The organism is Carnobacterium sp. AT7 (assembly GCF_000171855.1).
Lineage (GTDB): Bacteria > Bacillota > Bacilli > Lactobacillales > Carnobacteriaceae > Carnobacterium_B > Carnobacterium_B jeotgali.
In genome coordinates this window covers 54,602-79,445 of the sequence record NZ_ABHH01000010.1, presented here as the reverse complement: position 1 = coordinate 79,445, position 24,844 = coordinate 54,602, and the positions used below count along the sequence as shown (strand labels likewise).

Annotated in this window: 22 protein-coding genes; 18 read left to right on the top strand and 4 right to left on the bottom strand. The window is 34.7% G+C overall.

The window, feature by feature from the left end:
- Positions 1-63 precede the first annotated feature (63 nt).
- A complete protein-coding gene (locus CAT7_RS05625) occupies positions 64-714 on the top strand; it encodes a sugar O-acetyltransferase (protein ID WP_007723009.1) in 651 nt (216 codons plus the stop codon).
- Positions 714-1,097 carry a VOC family protein gene (locus CAT7_RS05620; RefSeq protein WP_007723007.1) on the top strand — a complete coding sequence of 128 codons (384 nt, stop codon included), beginning with the start codon at positions 714-716 and terminating at the stop codon, positions 1,095-1,097. Before CAT7_RS05625 ends, CAT7_RS05620 begins: the two co-directional genes overlap by 1 nt.
- A gap of 108 nt (positions 1,098-1,205) precedes the next feature.
- Here CAT7_RS05620 and CAT7_RS05615 read toward each other — a convergent pair whose 3' ends face one another.
- On the bottom strand, positions 1,206-2,420 hold the full coding sequence (locus CAT7_RS05615; protein ID WP_007723005.1) for a helix-turn-helix domain-containing protein: 1,215 nt from the start codon (positions 2,418-2,420) through the stop codon (positions 1,206-1,208).
- Positions 2,421-2,556: 136 nt separating this feature from the next.
- Here CAT7_RS05615 and CAT7_RS05610 point away from each other — a divergent pair, with 136 nt between their 5' ends.
- Positions 2,557-4,278 (top strand): glycoside hydrolase family 3 protein, encoded by a 1,722-nt coding sequence (locus CAT7_RS05610; RefSeq protein WP_007723002.1) that lies wholly within the window; start codon positions 2,557-2,559, stop codon positions 4,276-4,278.
- 112 nt (positions 4,279-4,390) lie between these two features.
- Here the strand turns inward: CAT7_RS05610 and CAT7_RS05605 are convergent, their stop codons facing one another.
- Entirely contained in the window at positions 4,391-5,089 is a 699-nt protein-coding gene (locus tag CAT7_RS05605) for a Crp/Fnr family transcriptional regulator (protein ID WP_007723000.1), read from the bottom strand.
- A gap of 198 nt (positions 5,090-5,287) precedes the next feature.
- On the opposite strand from CAT7_RS05605, the gene CAT7_RS05600 reads away from it, so the two are divergent.
- The 7 genes from CAT7_RS05600 (at position 5,288) to CAT7_RS05565 (ending at position 11,527) form a co-directional block, all read left to right on the top strand.
- Complete coding sequence (locus CAT7_RS05600) at positions 5,288-6,418, top strand: acyl-CoA dehydrogenase family protein (protein WP_007722990.1); 1,131 nt, start codon at positions 5,288-5,290, stop codon at positions 6,416-6,418.
- A gap of 5 nt (positions 6,419-6,423) precedes the next feature.
- Entirely contained in the window at positions 6,424-7,218 is a 795-nt protein-coding gene (locus tag CAT7_RS05595; RefSeq protein ID WP_007722989.1) for an electron transfer flavoprotein subunit beta/FixA family protein, read from the top strand.
- A gap of 15 nt (positions 7,219-7,233) precedes the next feature.
- On the top strand, positions 7,234-8,202 hold the full coding sequence (locus CAT7_RS05590; RefSeq protein ID WP_007722988.1) for an electron transfer flavoprotein subunit alpha/FixB family protein: 969 nt from the start codon (positions 7,234-7,236) through the stop codon (positions 8,200-8,202).
- A 343-nt stretch (positions 8,203-8,545) separates the two neighbouring features.
- Complete coding sequence (locus tag CAT7_RS05585) at positions 8,546-8,968, top strand: hypothetical protein (RefSeq protein ID WP_007722987.1); 423 nt, start codon at positions 8,546-8,548, stop codon at positions 8,966-8,968.
- 237 nt (positions 8,969-9,205) lie between these two features.
- Positions 9,206-9,856, top strand: coding sequence for a uridine kinase family protein (locus CAT7_RS05580; protein WP_007722986.1), 651 nt, complete (start codon positions 9,206-9,208; stop codon positions 9,854-9,856).
- Positions 9,857-10,430: 574 nt separating this feature from the next.
- Entirely contained in the window at positions 10,431-11,138 is a 708-nt protein-coding gene (locus CAT7_RS05570; RefSeq protein ID WP_007722984.1) for a VIT1/CCC1 transporter family protein, read from the top strand.
- Positions 11,139-11,245: 107 nt separating this feature from the next.
- Positions 11,246-11,527, top strand: a complete 282-nt coding sequence (locus CAT7_RS05565) for a YkvA family protein (protein WP_007722983.1) — start codon at positions 11,246-11,248, stop codon at positions 11,525-11,527.
- 87 nt (positions 11,528-11,614) lie between these two features.
- Here the strand turns inward: CAT7_RS05565 and CAT7_RS05560 are convergent, their stop codons facing one another.
- Positions 11,615-12,862: a helix-turn-helix domain-containing protein gene (locus tag CAT7_RS05560; protein WP_007722982.1), complete on the bottom strand. Its 1,248-nt coding sequence runs from the start codon at positions 12,860-12,862 to the stop codon at positions 11,615-11,617.
- A gap of 136 nt (positions 12,863-12,998) precedes the next feature.
- Here CAT7_RS05560 and uidA point away from each other — a divergent pair, with 136 nt between their 5' ends.
- The 3 genes from uidA (at position 12,999) to CAT7_RS05545 (ending at position 18,109) form a co-directional block, all read left to right on the top strand.
- Positions 12,999-14,813, top strand: a complete 1,815-nt coding sequence (gene uidA, locus CAT7_RS05555) for a beta-glucuronidase (RefSeq protein WP_007722971.1) — start codon at positions 12,999-13,001, stop codon at positions 14,811-14,813.
- A 72-nt stretch (positions 14,814-14,885) separates the two neighbouring features.
- The gene (locus CAT7_RS05550; protein WP_007722968.1) at positions 14,886-15,845 is read left to right on the top strand and encodes a sugar kinase; all 960 of its coding nucleotides are present in this window, start codon (positions 14,886-14,888) and stop codon (positions 15,843-15,845) included.
- A gap of 503 nt (positions 15,846-16,348) precedes the next feature.
- Positions 16,349-18,109, top strand: coding sequence for a glycoside hydrolase family 3 protein (locus tag CAT7_RS05545; protein ID WP_007722966.1), 1,761 nt, complete (start codon positions 16,349-16,351; stop codon positions 18,107-18,109).
- Positions 18,110-18,286: 177 nt separating this feature from the next.
- On the opposite strand, the gene CAT7_RS05540 is transcribed toward CAT7_RS05545, so the two are convergent.
- On the bottom strand, positions 18,287-19,057 hold the full coding sequence (locus tag CAT7_RS05540; RefSeq protein ID WP_007722965.1) for an IclR family transcriptional regulator: 771 nt from the start codon (positions 19,055-19,057) through the stop codon (positions 18,287-18,289).
- A gap of 349 nt (positions 19,058-19,406) precedes the next feature.
- Between CAT7_RS05540 and CAT7_RS05535 the strand changes: the two genes are divergently transcribed.
- From CAT7_RS05535 to CAT7_RS05515, 5 genes are all read left to right on the top strand, one after another.
- Positions 19,407-20,057, top strand: coding sequence for a bifunctional 2-keto-4-hydroxyglutarate aldolase/2-keto-3-deoxy-6-phosphogluconate aldolase (locus tag CAT7_RS05535; protein ID WP_007722964.1), 651 nt, complete (start codon positions 19,407-19,409; stop codon positions 20,055-20,057).
- A 66-nt stretch (positions 20,058-20,123) separates the two neighbouring features.
- A complete protein-coding gene (gene uxaC, locus CAT7_RS05530; protein WP_007722962.1) occupies positions 20,124-21,536 on the top strand; it encodes a glucuronate isomerase in 1,413 nt (470 codons plus the stop codon).
- Between the two features lie 31 nt (positions 21,537-21,567).
- The gene (gene uxuA / locus CAT7_RS05525; RefSeq protein ID WP_007722960.1) at positions 21,568-22,617 is read left to right on the top strand and encodes a mannonate dehydratase; all 1,050 of its coding nucleotides are present in this window, start codon (positions 21,568-21,570) and stop codon (positions 22,615-22,617) included.
- 61 nt (positions 22,618-22,678) lie between these two features.
- Positions 22,679-23,524: an SDR family oxidoreductase gene (locus CAT7_RS05520; RefSeq protein ID WP_007722958.1), complete on the top strand. Its 846-nt coding sequence runs from the start codon at positions 22,679-22,681 to the stop codon at positions 23,522-23,524.
- Positions 23,525-23,639: 115 nt separating this feature from the next.
- Positions 23,640-24,479: an HAD family hydrolase gene (locus CAT7_RS05515; protein WP_007722956.1), complete on the top strand. Its 840-nt coding sequence runs from the start codon at positions 23,640-23,642 to the stop codon at positions 24,477-24,479.
- Positions 24,480-24,844: the final 365 nt, after the last annotated feature.

Genomic DNA, 24,844 nt, shown 5'->3' with positions numbered 1-24,844 from the left:
TTTTTAAGAATTCATGCTAAAAAAATGGTAACGGTTTCGAATTAGAAAAATAGGAGGAAAAAGATGTCTGAAAAAGAGAGAATGCTTTCTGAAAAGTTGTATCGAGCACAAGGAGAAGAGTTGAAGACGATACGACAAAAAGGACAAAAATTAGTAAGATTATTTAATGGCACTACAGAAGAAGAAAGTACTTACCGGACAGAATTGCTGACTGAAATTTTTGATGAAGTAGCAGGAAATATTTACATGCAGCCAAACTTACGGATTGATTACGGGAAAAATATTACTATTGGAAAAAACTTCTATGCTAATTTTGATTGTGTTTTGATAGATGTGGCTACAATCACAATCGGTGATAATGTGATGTTTGGTCCACATGTGTGTCTATATACTGCAGGGCATCCGATTGATCCTACAGTACGTAATAGTGGATTAGAATTCGGAAAGTCCATCGTGATTGGAAATAATGTTTGGATTGGTGGTAGTTCCGTAGTGAATCCAGGTGTTACTGTTGGAGATAATGTTGTTATTGGATCAGGCTCTGTTGTTACAAAAGATATTCCAGCAAATACGATAGCAGTTGGAAATCCCTGTCGTGTTATGCGTGAGATTACTCATGATGATAAAGTGTTTTGGGAAGCTCAACAAGCAGATTATTGGGCAGAAGTTGCCATTGAAAAAAAGAATGACTTGATAAGAGAGGATAATATATAATGAAAATTGGGCATATAGCTGTATGGTCTAAGGATATTGAACGCATGCGTCAGTTTTATGAAACATTTTTTTTAGCTAGAGCGGGAGAACGTTATGAAAATGTTACTCGAGGATTTGCTAGTTATTTTTTGAGTTTTCCTGATTCTACAGTGCGCTTAGAATTGATGCAACAACCGACTGTTACACAAAAACTAGCAGAAACTCCATTAGGATGGGCACATCTAGCAATCAGTGTTGGAGATGAAGCTACTGTTAATGCTTTAACGGAAAAACTAGCAGAAGCTGGATACGTTATTATTGGAGAACCTCGTTGGACAGGAGATGGGTACTACGAAAGTGTTGTATCCGATCCAGAAGGCAATTGGGTTGAAATCACTATTTAAAAAAGAACACAAAAGAGCAAAACCATGTAAAGTGGTTTTGCTCTTTTGTGTATCTAATACTGGAAATCTAAACAATCAAATTCCGATATTCAAAAGATGTTACTATTATTAAAGCTCAAAATAGTGTCTAGGAGTCACACCTGTTCGTTTTTTAAATACCGTACAAAAGTAATTTGAGTTTTCAAATCCAACCTTTAAAGCGATGTCAGTGATAGATAAATCATTATCTTTGATCAATTGTTTTGAATGATTGATTCGAGCGTCTTGGATAAAATGAGTAATCGTTTGACCAGTTTCTACTTTAAATCGTTTAGAAAGGTAAGTAGCATTGATATTTAATTTTGTACTTATTGTAGAAAGAGAAATCTTTTCAAAATAACGGAGTTGAATATAGGTAACCGCTTCTTTTATAACTGGACTGTATCGTTTTGAACGCTCTGCGTCAACTAACTGACAATATTCAATCACCATAAATGTGCGGATATTTTCAAGCTCTGAGATAGTGGTTAAATTTTCAATTTGAATAGCAATCTTATTAGAAAGTAAATGAATATAAATGGGGTCAACCCCTACTCTTTCAACTGTAATACGTAGAGAAGTATTGAGTGAAAATCCTAGATTTTTATAGGTTCGTAATGGATTTCCAGGTATACGATAAGTTAAATCAATTTTATAAAATTCTAAAAGTTCAATCGCCTTTTCATGATCGCCTTTTTCAACTGCATTCAGAATTTTCTTTTCTACTTGATAACTCTTTTCTATTTCAGCATAGCTATTTTCGTTAGAGGCTAAAGTATTCTGAATTAAAGTTGCTTCACCCATATCTGAAAAAATCATATTTGGTTGAATAATTTTTTTAGGAGTAAAAGTTGTCAATAAATAACTAATAGAGGATAAACGATTCTGATTAATAATCGTTAAGCTCTCAATGTATTGTTTTAATACAACTAAAGAATCATTTTCAATAGAAAATTGAGTTTTTAATTGTTCTAAATAGTCGTTAGGAAGAGTATCTGAAATAAAGGGACCTATCACAATAGTTCCTTGATAGTAGTTGTCTTTCCATACACCTTTTCCTAAATAGTAGAGTTGTAATTTAGGGTCTTTATGAAAATAGACATCGTTCTTTTTTTTGTGTAATAAGCGGTTTTCTATAGAAAATAGCGATTGCTCAATATGAGTTTGTAAAAAGGTAGGGATTTGCGTAGTCGTGAAGCTTTTTTGTGTTAGATGATCAACACTAAAGTATTGAGTATTAACTTGAATAATAGTATAGATTAATTGACAAACACCATGTGCTGTAAATTCTTTTTCCAAGTTCACTATATGATCTCCTTATAAATTAATTGTCCATTAAAACATAATTATATAATAAAAACAAAAATAGTGAAAGTATAATGATAACGGTTTCTTTATTATGGGGTTGTAAACAAAAAAAATGAACTGTTAGGAGATTATTATGGGTAAATTAGTAGATTTAAAAGCAAAACCGTATAATTTAAATGATGATGCTATTAAATGGGTGGAAAACACAATCGCTAGCATGACAGACGAAGAAAAAGTGGGACAATTATTTACAAACTTATTCTTCTTTGGAAAAGATCAATTCAGTGGTAACACATTGACAAATAAAGAAATTTTAGAAAAATACCACATTGGTGGAGCACGTTACCAAGGTGGATCAGCTAAACAAGTACAAGAATTGATTAATTCACTTCAAAAAGATTCGAAAATACCTTTGTTGGTCGCTGCTAACTGCGATGCAGGTGGTAATGGTGCTGCTAATGATGGTACGTATATTGCTTCTGGAGCACAAGTTGAAGCTTCTGGAGATACAACAGTTGGTTACAATGCTGGCTATGTTTCTGGACGTGAAGAAGCTGCGATGGGTGTAAATGTAAACTTTGATCCATGTGTAGATATTTTGAAAAACTGGAGAAATACTATTGTTAACACTCGTGCTTACGGTACAAATGCAGATGATGTTATTAAATATACGAATGCTTACCTTGAAGGCTTAGACCAAAGTGAAGTTATTAAATGTATCAAACATTGGCCTGGTGACGGTACTGAAGAACGCGACCAACATTTAGTTTTAGGTGTGAATGAATTATCGGTTGATGAATGGGAAGAGTCATTCGGACGCGTTTACCGTAACCATATCAACAATGGTGTTGAAATGATTATGGCTGGACACATTGCTTTACCTGAGTACCAAAAAGCTTTGGATTCAACGTTAGAAGATAAAGATATCTTACCAGCAACTTTAGCACCTGAATTGATTCAAGACTTATTGAAAACTAAATTAGATTTCAATGGTATGGTGATCACAGATGCTTCTCATATGTTAGGTATGACGGCAGCTATGCGTCGCGAAGACTATGTTCCTAAATCAATTGCTGCTGGATGTGACATGTTCTTATTTTTCAACGATATCGATGAAGACTTTGGCTTCATGCTAAAAGGGTACCAAAACGGCGTGATTACTGAAGAACGTATGACAGATGCTTTAAAACGTGTTTTAGGTTTAAAAGCTAAGTTAAACTTGAATACAAAACAAGCTGAAGGTACTTTATTAAAAGATGAATCTGAGTTAGAAGTTGTGGGTAGTGAAGAGCATTTACAAATGCGCGCTGACGCAGCAGACAAAGGAATCACTTTAGTAAAAGATACTCAAAATAACTTACCTATCAGTCCTGAAACACACAAACGCATTCGTTTATATATGCTTGAAGGTGAAAAAGGTGGAATCTACGAAGGTGGATCTGATATTGCTAAACAAATTACAGACGAATTGACGTCTCGTGGTTATGAAGTAACGTTAAATGATGGATCTACACGAGTAAAAGGCAAGACAATAGAATACCGTGAAAACGTTGATTTAGCTTTAGAAGTTTCTGACATTGTTGGATATGGTGCACAAAATAATTACCGTATCCAATGGAGTACAGCAATGTCTAATGAAGTTCCTTGGTTCGTATACGAAGTACCCACTGTATTCGTATCACTAAACTTTACGACTCATTTACATGATGCAACAATGGTTAAAACTTTTGTGAATGCATACCATAATAACGAAGAAACAATCAAACAAGTAATCGATAAATTAGAAGGTAAATCCGAATTTAAAGGAACGCCAAACGAAAATGTTTGGGCAAATAAATGGCAAGCAAAACTATAAGATAGTGTAAAGTAAAGAGCAGCACCTCATTATTTTGAGGTACTGCTCTTTTTAATGTATAAAATAAGTTATCTTCAAAACCAAGGACGGACTAAAATGCAAATCGTTAGTGTTAGTCTAATTTAAATAATTTGATTTTTCCATAAGAAATTTCTTGAATAACGTGTTCTTTCTCTAAATGGGCAAGTTCTCGACTTAAAGATTCGGAAGTGGTTCCTAAATAAGAAGCTAAATCTTTTTTAGCCATCTTTAATTCAATAATAGGTTCATTTTCTTTGGAGTCAACTAAACTGATTAAAAAATGTAGCAATCTATTTCTTACGGTTTCAGTAGTAGCCCAAGCGGTTTGTTGCTCAGACATTCCCAATCTGTTCGAAATAGTAGCTAACATCTCGACAGCTATTAGTGGGTATTGGAGGAGTAATTCTCTGAAATCAGTATGCTTAATTGCACAAATAGAACAATCTGTTAACGCTTCCGTAAATGCTTCGTAAATGCCTTTTTTGAATAACGCTAATTCTCCAGTAAATTCTCCTGGATAGACAATTCGAATCAATTGTTCTTTTCCGGAATCGGATAATCGGTATACACGTATTTTCCCGCTTCTCAAGACATAAAGGGAGTCCGCAGTTTCTCCAGGACGATAGATGGTTTCACCGCGAGAGTAGTGTTTAGACTGGATTAGGGAATGAATTCTTTTCTTTTGTATGGGTGCTAAAGATTGAAATAATGGGATAGAATCTATGCAAATATCTCCTGTTTTTTGACAAGTACTATTCTGTTGCTCAGAATTTAAACATCGTTTAGTCATCTTGTAATCTCCTCAATACTTCCTCATAATACGTTTACAGTTTACCAGTTTCTTATGAATTATAAAAGAGTTCATTAGCAATATTAATTAGAATGTACTTGATTTAAATCAAGTCTATTGAAAAAATAATAGACTATAATCAATTTGTTAAATAGATGTTTTATTTTTTGTGCATAATTGAACAAAGGGAGTGTAAAAATGAGTATAAAATTAACACAGCCTCAAGTAATGTTGCATCAGATGGTGACTGATTTTGCTGATAAAGAGGTAAAACCATTAGATATGTTGATAGATAAAGAAAGAAACTATCCTGAAAGCCTATGGAATAAACTTGTTAAAATAGGATTTTTAGGCTTGACCATACCAGAAGAATACGGTGGAGCCGGATTTGATGTTATTGCTAGTTCGCAAACGGTATATGATTTTGCTGTTCGAAATGCGAGTGTAGCATTTACTTTAGAAGGACATTATAAAACGGTTGATCAAGTAATGAAATATGCAACACCTGAATTAAAAGAAAAATATTTGCCTCAAGCAAACCACCGTGTCTTTGGATTTTCTTCAACAGAACCACAAGGTGGATCTAATGTAATGGGCTTCACAGCTAGTGCCGTGAAAGATGGAGATAAATGGATCTTAAACGGAAATAAAACAATGATTACCAATGGTGGCTTAGCTCAAGTGTACTGTGTACTCTTAAAAACTGCGCCAAACGAATTATCATGTTTCCTTGTCGATGAAGACATGCCTGGATTTAAACATGGTAAAAGAGAAGAATTCATTGGTATGACTGGAACGCCTGTAGGAGAAATCTTCTTAGAAAACGTAACAGTTACTGAAGAGCACTTGCTAGGTAAAATAGGACAAGGTGTGGAAATAGGCGATAATGCTCACTATGATGCTCGTATTTCAATGGGAGCAATCGCAGCTGGAATTACAGAACATGCGTTGACTATTGCGGTTGATTACGCAAAAAAACGTGATGCAATTGATACACCGATTATCCAATTACATTCTATTCAAACGAAAATCACTGAAATTGCTATTGCAAAAGAAAACGCACAGCTACTCTATCAAGAAGCAGCTAAGTTGAAAATAGAAGGTAAATCTTACGCTAAAGTATCTACTATGGCGAAATCATACGGAAGTCGTGCTGCCGTTATTGCTGCTGATCATGCTTTGCAAGTATTAGGTGGATATGGGTATAGTCGTGAGTATCCCGTAGAACATTTAATTCGTGATGCTCGTGCGTTACAACTTGCCGAAGGGTCACTAGAAAAAATGATGATTGAAATAGCTAAAGAAGTTGTGAATGAGAGAGAGGAATAAGTCCAATGAGCTTAAAAATTGTAGTATGTATTAAACAAGTGCCAGTTTCTAATAATTTGAAAATTGATCCAGTTACTAAAAACCTTGTTCGTTCTGGAGAAGCAGGAGTTATGAACCCTTATGATAAAAATGCCATAGAGGCAGCTCTTCGATTAAAAGAAGAATGGGGTGGCGAAATTACACTTCTATCTATGGGACCTCCAGATTTTGAAATGACTTTGCGCCAAGGATTAGCTATGGGATGTGACGATGCCGTGCTGTTAAGTTCTCGTCAATTTGGTGGAGCAGATACACTAGCAACAGGATATGTTTTAGCGCAAGCTATTAAAGAATTAGGCAATGTAGACCTAGTCTTATTCGGTCGCCAATCGGTCGATGCAGATACTAGTCAAGTTGGTCCAATCGTATCTGAATTTTTAGACTGGCCACAAATTACATTTGTCAGTGAGTTACATAGTCATACTAAAAATTCTATGACTGCAACTCGTTTGTTAGAAAACATGCAACAAAAAATTGAATTCCAATTGCCAGCAGTTGTAACGGTTCGTAGCGAAATGAACGAACCACGTTACCCAACGCCTCGTAATATTCAACAAAGTTATAAGAAAACCATTCGTATTTGGGATGAAAACAGCTTGCCTGTTGATGCTGATAGAATTGGTTTGAAGGGTTCTCCCACTGTTGTCCGTAGTGTATGGGCACCGGAAAAAGAAGCAAAAGCAACAACGTTCCTTAAAGGATCGGCTGATGAAGCTGTTCGTGAATTATTAATACAATTAAGAGCCACTAATTTACTCTAAGAGAGGTTGAGAAAAATGACTAGCCAAGAAATTTGGGTATATGCAGAAAAACATGTAGGGATCATCCAGCCGGTTACCTATCAATTAATAACTAAAGCAAATGAGATTGCAGGCGATAAAAAGGTTGTTGTAATTTTATTTGAATCAGAAGACCAAAAACTGGAAGAAGCTATCAAAGAATATGGTCCTGATGAAATCATTGTTGTAAAAGACAATCGTTTGGAAAATGCGATGGATTCTGAAATTGCCAGTTTAATGGCAGAATTAGCAGAACGACGTCAACCAAATAGCATCCTTTTCGGTGCAACAGTTGTTGGCCGCTCAATTGCACCTCGATTGCAAGCAAAGTTAAATACGGGTTTGACTTCAGACTGTCTAAACTTATCATTTGATAGTGACTTGTTGGTTCAAACAAAACCATCATATGGAGATAATATCATGTGTGAAATTATCAGTCCTAACCACCGTCCTCAAATGGCTTCTGTAAGACCAAATACATTTGAAGCTAAGAAAAGTAGCAGTAAAACAGTTGAGGTGACTGAAATAAATGATTTAACATTTAAAGAAGCAGCACGTGTGAAAATTATAGAAGAAACACCGCTGATTTCTAAAAGCGATAGTATCGCTAATGCTGATCGAGTTATTGCATTAGGACGCGGTTCTATAGATGATAAAGAACTTGCTTTGGCGGAAGAACTTGCTCGCAAATTAGGTGCTAAAATCGGCGTAACACGTCCTTTGACAGATCATCCTAGATTTAGTGGTGAAGATCAAATTGGACAATCTGGAAATACGATTGCGCCTAAAATATTGATTAATTTGGGTATCCATGGAGCTGTGCAGTATACAACCGGGATAGAAAATGCTGAACTAGTCATCTCTGTTAATAAAGATTCAGAAGCACCTATTTTTAACTACTCAGATTTTAGTTATGTTGGGAATTCAGCTGACTTCTTAAAAGAATTTTTAAAAGTTATTCAATAGTTGCCTGTTTTAGAGGAAAAGAATTTAAGTAATAAGAAGTAAAACTAGATAAGATAAAAGAGCTAGTACGCCTATTTTGGTGTGCTAGCTCTTTTTTAAGTTTTCACGCGGCTCTGTTCTTGATGTGTACTATAATCCAAAAAAGAATGATGTACAGCGTTTTGTAAAAAGCATCGTGTACCGGATATTTTTTTTGAGCTATTTATTTTATGATCATGGGCATTTTTTTGTATGTTGTTTTATAGATTCTTAGTGCTGATGAATAAGATAGTTAACAGGAAAAAGATTATTATTTTCTTTTTCTATCTGAGTTAGATAAGATGGTAAAAAGGGGTTGTTGGTAGTGAATGAAGCAATGAAAATAGAGAATATTGAAACTTATATGGAACCACTTGATATTCCAGTGTCTCAAAATTTTGTTTATGGGTATACAGAACCAGGGATTATGTCTAGCTTTACTTATGGAGCGTTAGCATCTTTTGTAGATATGCAATACTACTTATTGTTCTTTTCTTCAGAAGAGATCACGTTAGTTGGCTTAACAATGATGGGTCAATTTTCAGGTAATCATATTCGGTTTCCTTATGAAGACATAGAGTACCTTAGAATTAAAAAAGGATTGATAGAGTACAAAATAGTTTTGAAAGTTAGAGGTGAAAAGAAATTAACGTTTAAATCAAATAAAATGATAGCCGGTATAAAATGGCAAAAAAATAATTTAGCATTTCTTGATTCAGCCGACTGGTATAATAGTAAACCACTGTAGACTACACTAAAAAGTAATGCTGAACTAACTTCACAATTCAATAAACTGTAAAGCAGTAGAGGTTCATTTTAAATGACTGTATTGCTTTTTTTATTTTACATAAAGGTAGTTATTTTTCCAGCATGAAATGAAAAGTTACAAGTAAAGCGTTTTCTTTAATGGTAAAATAAAGTAATTTCTATAATAGATGATTAAATCGTTAAACGTTAAAAAAAATTAAATAGAAAAAGGTGGAAAATGAATAATATCCTTAATGAAGTCCTAAACTGGATACATAAATCGGATAAACCGGTGATTATTGCCATATCAGGTCATGGTGCTGCAGGGAAAACGAATTTTGCTACTAAACTTGCACATTTGATAGGGTTAAATGAAGTATCGCATATTAACACAGATCCCTATATAATCACATCGCAATTACGACAATACACTATGATCCAGTATGGTTATCAAAATAAATATTATCAGTCGAAAATGACTGCTTGCCATCCAGATGCTCATCATATAGTGTCCCTAGAAAGAGATATTCGAATGGTCAAATCTGGGTTAGATTTCTACACGATAGATACTTTTTATAGTAAAAGTGAACTCATTTCTCCTAAAAAAGTTACCATTATAGAAGGAATGAGCGTGGCGTTTATTGATCCTGAATTAATTGATTTGAACATTTATTTTTATACGGATGATGAAACAGAGCTAAGAAGAAGAGTTGGAAGAGATGTTTTGGAAAGAGGTACGGATATAAATGTTTTATTAGAGTCTCATAAACAACGCCGCATCCAATATGAACTATTTATGCATCCTTACAGGAAACTATTTGATGTGATTATAAAAAATTCCAATGAAGAGGTATGGGTAGAGAAAAATTTAATGGTTAGTCCAGAATGAAGCACAGTAAGAAGTAAGAAAAACAGATGAATGACTTTTTTTGCCCTATGTTAGGATAATAATATCGTTTTATATTGAATTTAATGAACAAGATTTTTTAAAAGAGCTAAATAATATATGTCTGTTTTATTAAATAAGTATTGCAATGAATGTTAGACATTGTTATATTATTCACATGTAGTGTGATTTGTTTAAGGAGGAATGGTATGGTGGTAAAAAGAATAGATAACGCTAAAATAGTTTTCTTGAGCCTTCAGTTTTTCTTACTCACACATGGTTTTTTTTCCTCAACTATTACTGACTTAGAAAAAATGGTATCAATCGGGATAAGCTGTATAGGTCTATTGATAGTAGCTTTTTCGATTAAAGATAGTGTAGTCCAAAAAAAAGTCAACTATCTCTTAGTTGGAATCTTTCTTTTATCGGTTAGTTTACTCCTTTTAATTTTAACGCTATGGGTGATAGAATTCATCACTTTTAGTATGGGGAATTAAATAAAAAGAACTCGGAAAGGCTAGTGCTATATTCCTTCAACTATTTATTTTTGTTGACTTGAGCTTAAGGAGGAATGAAAATGAATCAACCGGAAAAAATAGTTCATAATAGTAAAGGAAAGTACATTAAAAGTATCGTTTATGGAGGATTAGATGGCATCATAACAACATTTGCTGTAGTAGCAGGAAGTGTTGGTGGAGAATTATCCTTTAAAGTTGTGTTGATTTTAGGTTTTTCAAACTTACTGGCTGATGGATTTTCAATGGCAGTAGGAGATTTTCTTTCAACAAAATCGCAAAATGAATATGAAAAAACGGTACGTCATAAAAAACAGATTGCTATAATGGAAAATCCAGAACAAGAAGCAGAGCAGATAAAGGCTTCTTTAACCGAACAAGGGATTGATGAACAAGATGCTAATTTATTAGTAACCACTCTAGCAAAATACGAAGAACCATTTGTGAACCAAATTATGAAAATGGAATATGGCTCTAGTACTACAGAGGATTCACCTTTGAAAAATGCAATAGTAACTTTTTTATCATTTAGTGTCTTTGGCGTAGTGCCTCTTTTAATCTACGTATTATCTATGTATATACCTGGTTTATTGCAAAACGCTTTTTATATTGCTGCATTACTTACAGGGATGACTTTGTTTATTCTAGGTGCAGCAAAATCAAAAATTACACAATCGAACTGGTTGAAATCTGGCTTTGAAATGTTAGTAATTGGTGGTTTGGCAGCCTTGGTGGCTTATGGTGTTGGTGTTATTTTAGGAAGTATTTAAATAGATGGCTTAATGTGATACGTTAAAAAATCATGCTTTAGACCGATACATTTTAAGGGAATTGCAGCTATACTAACTGTAGTTAAATTAAACGGAGGTCATAAAAAATGAAAATGAAAACAAAGCAAACTAAGACCCCAATGTCACAAGTAAAGTCGCTGATCCTTTCGTTATTTAATACAAAAACAAGCGGAAAAAAGAAACTAATGGTAGCAGGGATTATTCTCTATATTATTAGTCCAATCGATTTTGTTCCCGACTTTATTCCAGTAGTTGGGTATGCAGATGACGTTATTTTACCGATTCTTTTACTAGTTGCTAATAAATTACTTTCAGATGATACCCAAACAAATCCTGCGCAAGTAAGAAAAGAAGCAGAAAGAGTTTAAGTTTACTAAACGATAGTAAAAAAGAACTGCAGCGTTTCAGCAGTTCTTTTTTTGCTTTAAATTACTCTTAACGATCATTATTAGGCATTACCTCTTAAGCGTTTTTTTTGTACTCCTAATGAATTGAGAGGGGGTCATGCCGGTTACCTTTTTAAAGACCTTACCAAAGTAATTTGGATCATTAAAGCCGACGAGTAAAGCTATCTCAGTGATGGCTAAATGCCCTTTTTCAAGATGAAGTTTTGCTTCTTCTACTTTTTTTAAATGGATAAATTGGGTAGGAGTCATCTGCGTTTCGCCTTTGAATTTACGCGATAAGTGAGCTGGATTGACATAAATATTCCTGGCGATTTCTTCTAAAGTTAAAGGATAATCAATGTGCAATAAAATGTAATGAATCGCTTTTTTGACAATAGTGCTGTATTCTGGATTGGAATATAGCCAGATACTTTCACTGTACTCGGTTAAGAGTACTCGACTAATCTCAGATAAACTTGGTAAATCCTTGGTACGCTCAATCATAAGAGCGAATTTTTCAGAGATACTATCCAAATAAATAGGGTGCACGCCACCTTTCTCAGCTGCTTTACGACTGAGTGTATTCAAAGTAACTAAAATATTTTTATATGCTCGAACAGGATCAGCAGTATTGCGACTTGAAAAGTCGGTCAATTCTTGGTGATCATTCATAGTTGTTACAGCTAGAGTACTGTCTCCTTTAGAGATAGCTTCCATTAAAATGTTTTCAAATTGATATCGTGCTTCAATAAGTTGTTGTGCATTCTGTTGCCTATAACGTACTTCGCGTCTAGTAGAAGTAGGTTGTACAGGTTCAGACGAACGTAGATCTGGCATGATATAAGGATGAGAGAACAAATTAATTAGCAAGACATTCAAATGGTGCAGTTCTTGAGAATGTACGATAACCAAAGATTCATAGAAATTTGCCAGTGTTTTTCGAGTATGAAGAGGCAGGTGATTTATTGAAGTGATGTAATTAATGAACTCTAAGTTAGGTGTAGTGGAAAGGAAAGGTCCAACTAAAATGGAGCCTTTAAATTCTTTTTCTTTCCATAAACCGATTGCAATGTACTCTAATTGGAAGCTAGTAATGAAAAAGTAACAACAATCAGGCTTTTGTTGCCGTAATTGTTTTTCTACCTCTTGGAAAGAATCATTAGTCGAGGACAAGATTTCATCAGGAAAATGTGGTTGAATCATTTGGACTAGGATTTTCCCTTCATTGTCTATGTATTGAATCGCTAAGTTTGATAAGTCATAAAATGAGGAGCACAGATGATAAATTTCTTTTGAATAGTTGTTTTTTTCAGTCATAAAAGGCACCTCCAATTCGAATGTTACTAGTATTTTTAGGCTGATGCAACAATTGTACTTGTTTTGTTAAGATTTTACGAGAAAAATAAAAATGAAAACGCTATAATAAAATTACCAGGAAAAAGGAGAGTGTGATATGTTATATCCAATAACTACAGCTACCCGCACATTAACGGACTTAAGTGGAATATGGAAATTTATGATTGATAAAGAATTGAAAGAAATCGACGTTAAAGAACCATTACCAACAAGAGATGTCATGGCTGTCCCAGCTTCATTTAATGATCAAGGTGTAATTTCTGAAATTCGTGATCATAATGGTTTTGTCTGGTATGAAACAGAAATTTCTATTGCAAAACCGATACTAAGAGAACGATTAGTCTTGCGTTTTGGTTCTGCAACTCATGAAGCATGGGTTTATATTAATGGAGAGTTCGTGATGCACCATAAAGGTGGATTTATGCCATTTGAAAGTGAAATCAATGAACACGTAAACTTAGGAAAAAATCGTTTGACCGTTCGCATCAGCAATATCTTAGATTACACAACATTACCAGTAGGAAACTACACTGAATCGACAGATGAAGATGGGCGTCTCATTCGTAATGTTGATGAAAATTTTGACTTCTTTAATTATGCTGGTTTACAGCGTCCGGTCAAAGTCTATTCAACTCCTTGGGATTATATTGAAGACGTTATCATCGTTCCTGAAGCTGATGTCACTGCAAAAACAGCAAAAGTAGCCTTCACTGTAAAAACAGTCGGTGAATTTGATGAAGTAAAAGTAACCGTTTTTGATGAAGAAAATCAAATCGTAGCAACGGCTGCTGGAAAAGAAACAGAAATGTTCATTGAAGCTGTCAATCTATGGAAACCAATGAACAGCTATTTGTATACGGCTAAAATAGAATGTATCACCGCTGAAGAAGTGGTGGACACTTACGAAGAAACATTTGGTATCCGGACTGTTGAAACAAAAGAAGGTAAATTCTTAATTAATGGCGAACCTTTCTATTTTAAAGGATTCGGAAAACATGAAGATACGTACATCAATGGACGTGGAATCAATGAAGCAGCTAATGTATTAGATCTAAACTTATTCAAATATATGGGTGCAAATTCATTCCGGACATCTCACTATCCGTATTCAGAAGAAATGATGCGCCTATGCGACCGTGAAGGAATCGTTGTAATTGATGAAACAACAGCTGTTGGATTGCTTGAATCATTTAATTTTAATCTTGATGCTATGGGTGGAGATGAAGGAGTAGATAATAATACATGGTCGATCATGCAAACAAGAGAAGCGCATGAACAAGTGATTCGTGAGCTGATTAATCGTGATAAAAATCATGCTAGCGTGGTGATGTGGTCTATTGCAAATGAGCCTGCAACCCATCAAAGTGGTTCTTATGAGTATTTTGAACCGTTGTTTAAACTTGCTAGAGAATTAGATCCGCAAAACCGGCCATGTACCTATGTGAATATCATGATGTCCACTCCAGAAGCCGATAAATGCGAAGAGTTAGCCAATGTTATCGCGTTGAACCGCTATTATGGCTGGTATATGCAAGGTGGAGATTTAAAATCCGCAGAAGAAAGTACACGGAAAGAGTTACTGAAATGGCAAGAAATGTATCCTGAAAAACCGATTATGTATACTGAATATGGTGCAGATACAGTTCCTGGAATGCATGGAATCGAAAACCAAATGTTCACGGAAGAATACCAAGTGGATTATTACGCAATGAATCATAAAGTGTTTGATGAAATTCCTAACTTTGTTGGAGAACAATTATGGAACTTTGCTGATTTTGAAACCAAACAAGGCATCAATCGTGTCCAAGGAAACAAAAAAGGTGTATTCAACCGTGCTCGTCAACCGAAAATGGTTGTCCGTTCATTGAAAGACCGATGGGAAAGTATCCCCGACTTTAATTATAAAAAATAAACATAAAAAATGAGAGGGTCAGGGAAATACTTGACCTTTTTTTAGAATAATTGGATTAGGAAGTGGGAAAAAGTGAAAAAAGATGTTGTTTTAATTGGAGAAGCAATGGGCTTATTTAGTGCGAATGAGTCTGGAAAGTTAGATGATGCGTCATATTTTTCTAAAACAGTTGCCGGAGCAGAAGTCAATGTAAGCATCGGGTTGTCACGACTAGGGATGGATGTTGAATTGATCACTCGTTTAGGAGAAGATTATTTTGGACGCTACATTTTGAAGTTTTTAGAATCAGAAGGTATTGGAACGGAATTTGTTTCATTTGATGAAAAAAGCAATACTGGTTTTATGCTTAAGAGTAAAACAGAAGAAGGCGATCCAGAAACAGCTTACTATCGAAAAGGCAGTGCTTTTTCTGAACTGTCTATTGAAGATCTCATTGATTTGGTTGATTTTAAAAAGGTAAAGGTTTTACACATTACTGGAATTCCGTCTGCAGTGAGTCGTTCGGTTAGAAGTACGATTTATTATTTAATGGGCAAAGCAAAAGAGTCCGGTACATTCATTACATTTGATCCTAATTTGCGCCCTGCATTATGGGAAGACGAGGAAACGATGAAAAAAGTATTGAATGAATTGGCAACCTATGCGGATGTCATTTTGCCTGGTATTGAAGAAGCAAGAATTTTAACAGATTTAGAAGAACCAGATGACATTGCTAAGTTCTATTTTGAAAAAGGCGTAAAATATATCGTGATTAAAATGGGACCATCTGGAGCATATGTAAAAGGTGTTGGAAAAGAAATAGTTTTTGTCCCAGGATTTAAAGCTGAAAAAGTTGTAGACACTGTAGGTGCAGGAGATGGCTTTGCCGTGGGAATCATTAGCGGTTATTTAGATGGGCTATCGTTAGAAGAAGCTGCTGTTCGCGCAAATGCAATTGGTGCTATTCAAGTCCAAAATTTAGGCGATAATGAAGGTCTGCCAGATAGAAAAACGTTACTAGATTTTATAGAAAAACAGTCGGCTAAACGGTAAAAAAATTGTTAGTTTCATTCAAGTAAAAGAAAGCTTATTGATATTAGCTGATTAAGCTAACATCGATAAGCTTTCTTTTTTTATTCATTTACCAATAAGAACCGTTTAATTTACTAGAATGTTTTTTTAGTAAGCTTTCCTTGAATAGAAAAACAGCGAGAGAGTTAATATAAAAAATAGAGCTTAATCAACTTGCCGAACCTAAAAAATATAGAATTCATAACCTAATAGATTAGTCATTCAGCAGATGTCTATTCCTACTTAGTCGTTTTAAATAAATAAATTTAGAAAAAGGATATGACAAAATAAATTAACCATGCTATAATAAAAGCGCTTTACGAAACCGAGTATCATTATATGAAACTTAGTTTTCTTGATAACAGAACAAGAAAACTGAGTATTTAAAATGGAATTGAAAACGGTTTTTACTTTATTGTGTCAGTTATTGTTATTTTTTAAATAGGAAAATAGCTAAAAAATAAAATTAAAAGGAGATATTTATGATGAAAGTAGATTTACAAGCAAAACCTTATAGTTTAGACGAAGCAGCTATCAAATGGGTGAAAGATACAATCGAAGACATGTCGACAGAAGAAAAAATTGGTCAATTGTTTATTAATATGGGTTCAAGCCGTACGGAAGAATATTTAACAAGTGTAGTAAATGATTATCACATTGGCGGAGTTCGATATAATCCGGCAAAATCGGATGAAGTCTACGAACAAAACCGTATTTTACAAGAAAATAGTAAAATTCCATTGTTGATTGCTGCTAATACAGAAATGGGCGGAAATGGCGCTAGTACGGATGGAACATATATCGGTAATGAAGTGAAAATTGCTGCTACAAATGATCCGAAATATGCTTATGAAATGGGACGTGTTTCCGGTGTTGAAGCTGCAGCTATCGGATGTAACTGGAGTTTTGCGCCAATCGTTGACCTTTTACGTAACTGGCGTAATCCAATCATCTCGACTCGTACTTGGAGTGCAGATGTTGATCAAACAATTGAATTATCTTTAGCTTACATGAAAGGGATTCAAGAAAGTGGAATCGCTCCAGCTGCAAAACATTTCCCTGGAGACGGAATTGATGAACGTGACCAACATTTATCTTTTGCGCCTAACCACTATTCAGTAGAAGAATGGGATGCTACTTTTGGAAAAGTATACAGCTCACTATTTGATGCTGGACTTCCATCTATTATGGCTGGGCACATTTCATTACCTTCTTATGTACGGTATTTCAAACCAGATGCAACGGTACAAGAAGCCACACTTCCAGCTACAATCAACAAATACATTTTAACTGACTTGTTGAGAGACAAAATGAACTTCAATGGACTTGTTGTTACTGATGCAAGTCACATGGTAGCTTTAACAGGAGCAATGAAACGTAAAGATATGCTTCCAGCAGCTGTAGCAGCTGGTTCAGATTTATTTTTATTCTTTAATGATCCAGATGAAGATTTCCAATGGATGATGGATGGATACAAAAACGGGGTAATTACTGAAGATCGTTTAGAAGAAGCGTTGACTCGTATCTTAGGAACTAAAGCAGCTATCGGTTTGCACAAAAAAGCTAAAACAGAACTTTTACCTTCTAAAGAAGAAGCAATGGCTAAAATTGGTTTACCTGAAAATAAAAAAATTGCCGAAGAAGTTGCCGATAAAGCTATTACGTTAGTAAAAAACAATGAAAATATTTTCCCTGTTTCTCCAAAATCGCACAAACGTGTTTTATTAGTGGATGTTCAAGGAACACAAGGTGGTTTCGGAGCGATGATTGGTGAAAACGTAAAACCATCTGCAAAAATGAAAGAATTACTTGAAGCAGAAGGCTTTGAAGTGTCAATTTGGGAAGCTGCTGAAGAAAAAATTATGAAAATGCCTGAAGAGGAAAGACAAGTGGCACTTAGAAATGTGTATGCGCAAAAACGTCCTATTGCCGATTTAACAGAAAATTATGATTTAATCATTAATTTAGCAGTGGTTAATCCAAATACGGATCAACGTATTCAATGGCCAGCATCAAAAGGGACTCCAGATATTCCTTTTTATGTCCATGAAATACCAACAATCTTCGTATCCTTGCAATCTCCGTTCCATTTAGCTGATGTACCTCAAGTACAAACATACATCAATGCTTATGATAGCAAGGAATTCACATTGAAAGCCTTGGTAGACAAATTCCTAGGTCGTACTGAATTTGTAGGGGTATCTCCAGTGGATGCATTCTGTGGTTTCGAAGATACTAAATATTAAGAGTTCGTTTTACAAGTAAATAAATGACAAATTAGCCTTTATATAAGATAAGTCTGCCTATTTTAGCAGTTCTTATATAAAGGTATTTGTTGTGTACTTATGTTTAAGCAATACTTAAATTAAAAAACTATCCCAGCGAATTAGAATTCGCTGGGATAGTTTTAGATTGAGCAATAATTAAAATTGACCTAGTAAACGAGAAATTTTATTGGAAGTATCAATAATCTTTTCAATATATATAGCTTTTTTTTCATCATCCGCATCCGTAGCAGGAATAGAAATACTGATTGCACCCGCTGCAAGATCTTTATAGCTAGAAAAAACAGTTCCAATACAAAGAACACCGTACTCATTTTCTTCATTGTCGATGGCATATCCTTTTTGACGTACTTTTTCAATTTCCATCATGAACGCATCAAGAGAGGTAATCGTATGTTTTGTAAAGGGTTGGATATCAGTTTTATTCCAGATAGCTCTAATTTCTTCGTTCGATTTTGTTGCTAAAATGGCTTTTCCTACAGCAGTTACGTACATTGGAGCTGTTTTACCAATTTTTGAACTTAAGCGATTTTCATTTCCGCTTGGATCGTGTTTATCAATATAGAGCACTTCTTCATTATCTTCAACTACTAGATGAACTGTCTGATTTAAATCTAATGATAACTGACGAATCATACTTTTGGCCACATTTAGGAAATCAATATTTTGAACCCGGCGATTTCCAATTTGAAAAAGTTTTAAGGATATTTTGTATTGCTTAGTTAAAGGATTTTTTTCAATGTACCCATTTTCGAGAAGAGAATTGACAAGACGGTGAGTAGTCGCCTTATGTAGATGAACTTTTTCACTAAGTTCCATCAAACTGAGCATATCATAATTTGAAAGCGTTTCAAGTATTAATAGAGCACGATCAACTGACTGTACTCTATTGGGTGAGTTTTCAACCATTTTTTTAACATCCTTTTTAAAGTATAGTTTTACATTATTTGGATAAAGCGTTTTATAATGCGATACGATAGATATAAAACAGTATAGGATAGTTTTAAAAAAAGAACAAGTAGCTGAAAATAATAAATCGCGAAACTCCTATAATTCAATAGCATAATTTCAAGCAGGATTCAGTTACAGAACTTTAAAAGAGAGTATAATAAAAAAAGAGAACGTTTTCAAAAAAAGATAATTTTTTGAAATTAAAGTCAGGTTGTGTTGACTATGGAGCATAAACCAGTTATAATTAATCCGTATTATGAAATAAGGTATCGTATTGTGAAACTGTCGCTTAAAAGGAGGACTTTAGTTGAGTATTAAAAGAGAAACATTAGTAAAATTAGAAGAAAATTTTTTATTCGCGGTTGTTCGTGGAAAATCGGAAGATGATGGATATGAAATCTCAAAAGCAACCTATGAAGGCGGAATAAAAAATATCGAAGTAACTTTCAGTACACCAAACGCAGATAAAGTTATTTCTCGTTTAGCAGCTGAATTCGCAGGAACGGACATGGTAATTGGTGCAGGAACTGTCATGGATGATATAACAGCTAGAATTGCTATATTAGCAGGTTCTAAGTTTATCGTCAGCCCACATTTTGACCCCGCAATTTCAACTATTTGTAACCGCTATACTATTCCTTATTTGCCAGGCTGTGGCTCTGTTACAGAAATCGCAAATGCAATGGCTACTGGAGTAGAAGTTGCTAAAGTATTCCCAGGTGGAATATTAGGAGCAGGTTTTATTAAAGACGTTCACGGACCAATTCCTCAAGTAGAATTAATGCCATCAGGCGGAGTAAATCTTGAAAATATGGCTACTTGGGTAAACAACGGAGCATGGGGCGTTGGAGTAGGTAGTGCTTTAACAAAAGACGTAGCTGAAAAAGGATACCAAGCAGTAACAGAGACAGCTAGAACTTTTGCTGACCGTTACAAAGAAATTCGTTCAGGTAACTAGTTCTTCTAAAAATTCTGTTTATCTTAAATGAATTAAGCAAAGCTGATTATTGGAAGGGGTACAGTAATGACATTTATAAATAAAGATTTTATGTTACAAAACAAAACAGCTAAACAGTTGTATCATGATTTTGCTGAATCATTGCCTATTTTCGATTACCATTGTCACTTAGATCCTCAACAAATTGCTGAAGATCATAAGTTTAACAATGTAACTGAATTATGGTTAGCAGGAGATCATTACAAATGGCGCGCAATGCGTGCTCACGGAATTCCGGAAGAAAAAATAACGGGTAATGCTAGCTCAGAGGAAAAATTTGAAGCTTGGGCACAAACAGTGGAATCTGTTGTTGGGAATCCATTGTATCACTGGACGCACCTTGAATTAAAACGGTATTTCGCTATTGATGAATTATTAAATTCAAAAAATTGGAAATCTATTTATGATCAAGCTAATAAAGCTATCCTAGAAAAAGGCTTAACAGCAAGAACATTAATTAATAATTCAAACGTTACTTTCATTGGAACAACAGATAACCCCACGGATTCTTTGGAATTTCATGACGCTATCCGCGAAGATGAAAATTTCACTGTTGAAGTTGCTCCATCGTTTCGACCAGATGAAGCTTTTGCAGTTGGCGAAGAAAAATTCACAAATTTCATTAAAAAATTACAAGATGCTTCAACTAAAGATGTAACAACGTATAAAGAATTAATAAAAGAAATTGAAAATCGAGTTGATTACTTTAATGAACGTGGGGCAATTGTTTCTGACCATGGTTTAGGCAAACTTTTCTATGCCGAGTCAACGGATGATGAAATTGAAGCGATTTTCTTGAAAGCCTTAGCTCAAAAAGAAATAACAGCTGAAGAAAACGCCAAATACCAAACACGTTTATTATCTGATTTAGGAAAAATGTACCATGCAAGAGGATGGGTTATGCAGCTTCATTTCGGAGCGATTCGTAACAATAACTCTCGTATGTTTGACTTAGTAGGAGCAGATGCTGGTTTTGATTCAATCAATGACCAGACAGATGTCGCTTATGCGTTGAATAACATTTTAAATGCATTAGATAAAGAAGACAAATTACCTAAAACGATTATCTACAACTTGAACCCAATATACAATGATGTGGTCGCCAGTGCAGTTGCAAACTTCCAATCTAATAATGAAGGAATCAAGGGCAAAATCCAATTTGGTTCCGGTTGGTGGTTCAATGATACCGAACAAGGTATGTTGCGCCAAATGGAAGCTTTGGCAGACCATGGTTTGTTGATGCATTTTGTTGGAATGTTAACAGACTCACGTAGTTTTGTTTCTTATCCACGTCATGAATACTTCCGTCGTATCTTATGCAACTTCATTGGAGAACGTGTTGAAAATGGCAAATTCCCTAATGATCAAGAACTTTTGAAAAAGCTTATTGAAAATGTCTGCTACAACAATGCTATGCGCTACTTTAATAAAGCAAAATAAAAAAAATTAAACATAGAGGAGATTAATTATAATGGAAATGACATTTAGATGGTACGGTGAATCAGATCCGATTTCACTAGAATATATCCGCCAGATTCCAGGAATGAAAGGAATTGTTTCAGCTATTTACGATATTCCAGTTGGAGAAGTATGGCCTTTAGAAAAAATTAAAGCATTAAAATCTTCCATTGAAGCAAAAGGATTAGAACTTTCTGTTATTGAAAGTGTGCCTGTTCATGAAGACATTAAAACAGGAAAACCAACACGCGATAAATACATTGAAAACTATAAAACAACGTTAACCAATTTAGGAGAAGCTGGAATTCCAGTTGTATGTTACAACTTCATGCCTGTTTTTGACTGGACTCGTTCTGATTTAGCTTTCCCACTTCCAGATGGTTCAAATGCCTTAATCTTTGATGAAGAGCAAGTAAACAAAATGGATCCTCGTACACTTTCTTTACCAGGTTGGGATGAAAGTTACAGTTCTGAAGAAATGAACAACTTAATGGATGAGTACAAATCAATCGATGATGAAAAACTTTGGGAAAACTTAGAGTACTTCATCAAAGCAATTATGCCAACAGCTGAAGCTGCAGGCGTTAAGATGGCTATTCACCCGGATGATCCTCCATACAGCATCTTTGGCTTACCACGTATCATTACTGGACAAGCTGCATTGGAGCGCTTCATTAAATTGTATGACAGCGAATATAACGGCGTTACGTTATGTGTAGGTTCATTTGCATCAGATCCTAAGAATGACGCAGTAGCAATCTTAGAAAGTATGTTAGAAAAAAATCGAGTTAACTTTGTTCACGCACGTAATGTTAAATTGATGGGCGGAAAATCATTCCAAGAATCAGCTCACTTATCTGAAATGGGTTCAATTGACATGTACCGTGTGGTTAAAGCGTTAAGCGACCACGACTTTAAAGGTGCTATCCGTCCAGACCACGGACGTATGATTTGGGGCGAAACGGGTAAACCAGGATACGGTTTGTTCGACCGTGCGTTAGGTGCAACTTACCTTAATGGTTTATATGAAGCAGCTCAAAAAGCTAAAGCTGACGCAAAATAAATAAAAGCTATTAGATAATAAATAAAAGCTATTAGATAATAAATAAAAGGAGGAAATAAAAATGACATCACCATTCACACATGACTTAACAGGTAAAGTAGCAGTAGTAACAGGAGCTGGTGGAGTACTATGTTCTTTCTTCGCTAAAGAATTAGCTCGAGCTGGGGCAAAAGTAGCATTATTAGATTTAAATGTTGAAGCAGCTCAAAAATACGCTGATGAAATCGTTGCTGCTGGAGGAGAAGCTAAAGGATACAAAGCAAACGTTTTAGAATTAGAAAGCTTACAAGAAGCACACGATGCAGTTGTTGCAGACTTCGGTGTTGCAGATATTCTAGTTAATGGAGCTGGTGGAAATAGTCCTAAAGCATCTACAGAAAATGAATTCCACGAAATGGAAGGAATGGAAGGCGTTAAATCATTCTTCGAATTAGACAAATCTGGAATCGAATTTGTATTCAATCTTAACTACCTTGGAACATTACTTCCAACTCAAGTATTTGCTAAAGATATGCTTGGAAAAGAAGGAGCTAATATCATTAACGTTTCAAGTATGAATGCTTATACTCCTTTAACAAAAATTCCTGCATACTCAGGCGCTAAAGCAGCAATCAGTAACTTTACAGAATGGTTAGCAGTATACTTCTCACATGTTGGTATCCGTGTAAATGCTATTGCTCCAGGATTCTTAGTAAGTAAACAAAACCAAGCATTATTGTTCAATGAAGATGGAACTCCAACTGCTCGTACACACAAAATCTTATCAAGCACACCAATGAACCGTTTTGGTGAACCTGAAGAATTGATTGGCGGATTGTTATTTTTAGCTGACGAAAAAGCTTCAAGTTTTGTTAATGGTGTTGTTTTACCAATTGATGGTGGATTCCACGCTTATTCAGGTGTATAATTAAAGCAATAAAACGATTACAATTCAAACTGAGAGAGGGACATAAGAATAGTTATATTCTAGTGTCCCTTCCTTGCTGTAAAGATTTTCACATTATAAAATGAGGAGTTTAATTATGGGAAAAAGTACATTTACTAAGAAAAAACAGTTTTTAATTTGCGTTGATTCAGATGGGTGCGCAATGGATACAATGAATATCAAACATGAAAAGTATTTTGGACCACTAGCTTCGGAAGTTTTTGGGATCAAAAATCGCGATGAATTCTTAGGAATCTGGAATCGTATCAATTTGTATTCAACAACTCGCGGAATCAATCGCTTTAAAGGATTGGTTTTAGGATTACAAGAAGCTGTTTCAAATGGAGAAGAAGTAGGCGATATTTCTAATCTAGTAAACTGGGCAGAAACAACTAAAGAACTGTCAAACAAATCTTTAGAAAAAGAAGTCGCAAAAAATCCAGTTGAAGATCTTAAGAAAGCTTTAAATTGGAGTCAAAAAGTAAATTCTGGAATTGAAGAGTTAGCTGGAAAAGATGCGCCATTTCCTAATGTGTTAGAAGTTTTAAATGAATTGCATGAAGTAGCGGATATTGCGATTGTAAGTTCTGCAAACAGTGAAGCTTTGTATAGCGAGTGGGAAAGACATCTTTTATTGCCACATGTTGATGTTGTTTATGGACAAGAAGCTGGAACAAAAGCTGCTTGTATCAATGAATTAAAAGCATATGGCTACGCTGAAGATGAAATTTTAATGGTAGGAGATGCTCCAGGAGATTTAAATGCTGCTCTTAAAAATGGTGTTTTATACTACCCAATTTTATTCGGTAAAGAAACATTTTCATGGAAACGTCTTTCAAAAGAAGGAGTTAAACACTTCACAGGTAAAACATATACTGGCGCTTATCAGGAAGCAGTTATTACTGAATTTGATGACTTGTTAAAACAATACTCATAAGAAAAATCCAAAAACCCGTGTAAACTAGTAATCGTTACACGGTTTTTTTTGTTGTTTATTAAATGACGGCTTAGATAATAGTGATAATGAAGAGGTGGACTATATACGAAAAATCACTATTTCTAGCAACAGAAAGATTATTGCTTTCTATATGAATAATATTGAATCTAGCATCAGTTCTAGCAAAGATCGCCACGTTTGTTTATCAATATATCCGTTATCAATTAAGATTACTTGTAATAGGTAATGATTTTTCAATAATATAATAGGAATAAATACTGTAAACCTTTATATAAAGAATTATGTTAATCTTCTAGTTTGACTGAAAGGCCCCATCCTGCTAAATTAAAAGAAATACTTCAACT

Bases quoted from the DNA above. Each gene is read 5' to 3' on its own strand.
- CAT7_RS05625 (WP_007723009.1), top strand. From the start codon at position 64: ATGTCTGAAAAAGAGAGAATGCTTTCTGAAAAGTTGTATCGAGCACAA.
- CAT7_RS05620 (WP_007723007.1), top strand. From the start codon at position 714: ATGAAAATTGGGCATATAGCTGTATGGTCTAAGGATATTGAACGCATG.
- CAT7_RS05610 (WP_007723002.1), top strand. From the start codon at position 2,557: ATGGGTAAATTAGTAGATTTAAAAGCAAAACCGTATAATTTAAATGAT.
- CAT7_RS05605 (WP_007723000.1), bottom strand. From the start codon at position 5,089: ATGACTAAACGATGTTTAAATTCTGAGCAACAGAATAGTACTTGTCAA.
- CAT7_RS05600 (WP_007722990.1), top strand. From the start codon at position 5,288: ATGAGTATAAAATTAACACAGCCTCAAGTAATGTTGCATCAGATGGTG.
- CAT7_RS05595 (WP_007722989.1), top strand. From the start codon at position 6,424: ATGAGCTTAAAAATTGTAGTATGTATTAAACAAGTGCCAGTTTCTAAT.
- CAT7_RS05590 (WP_007722988.1), top strand. From the start codon at position 7,234: ATGACTAGCCAAGAAATTTGGGTATATGCAGAAAAACATGTAGGGATC.
- CAT7_RS05580 (WP_007722986.1), top strand. From the start codon at position 9,206: ATGAATAATATCCTTAATGAAGTCCTAAACTGGATACATAAATCGGAT.
- CAT7_RS05570 (WP_007722984.1), top strand. From the start codon at position 10,431: ATGAATCAACCGGAAAAAATAGTTCATAATAGTAAAGGAAAGTACATT.
- CAT7_RS05565 (WP_007722983.1), top strand. From the start codon at position 11,246: ATGAAAATGAAAACAAAGCAAACTAAGACCCCAATGTCACAAGTAAAG.
- CAT7_RS05560 (WP_007722982.1), bottom strand. From the start codon at position 12,862: ATGACTGAAAAAAACAACTATTCAAAAGAAATTTATCATCTGTGCTCC.
- uidA (WP_007722971.1), top strand. From the start codon at position 12,999: ATGTTATATCCAATAACTACAGCTACCCGCACATTAACGGACTTAAGT.
- CAT7_RS05545 (WP_007722966.1), top strand. From the start codon at position 16,349: ATGAAAGTAGATTTACAAGCAAAACCTTATAGTTTAGACGAAGCAGCT.
- CAT7_RS05540 (WP_007722965.1), bottom strand. From the start codon at position 19,057: ATGGTTGAAAACTCACCCAATAGAGTACAGTCAGTTGATCGTGCTCTA.
- uxaC (WP_007722962.1), top strand. From the start codon at position 20,124: ATGACATTTATAAATAAAGATTTTATGTTACAAAACAAAACAGCTAAA.
- uxuA (WP_007722960.1), top strand. From the start codon at position 21,568: ATGGAAATGACATTTAGATGGTACGGTGAATCAGATCCGATTTCACTA.
- CAT7_RS05520 (WP_007722958.1), top strand. From the start codon at position 22,679: ATGACATCACCATTCACACATGACTTAACAGGTAAAGTAGCAGTAGTA.
- CAT7_RS05515 (WP_007722956.1), top strand. From the start codon at position 23,640: ATGGGAAAAAGTACATTTACTAAGAAAAAACAGTTTTTAATTTGCGTT.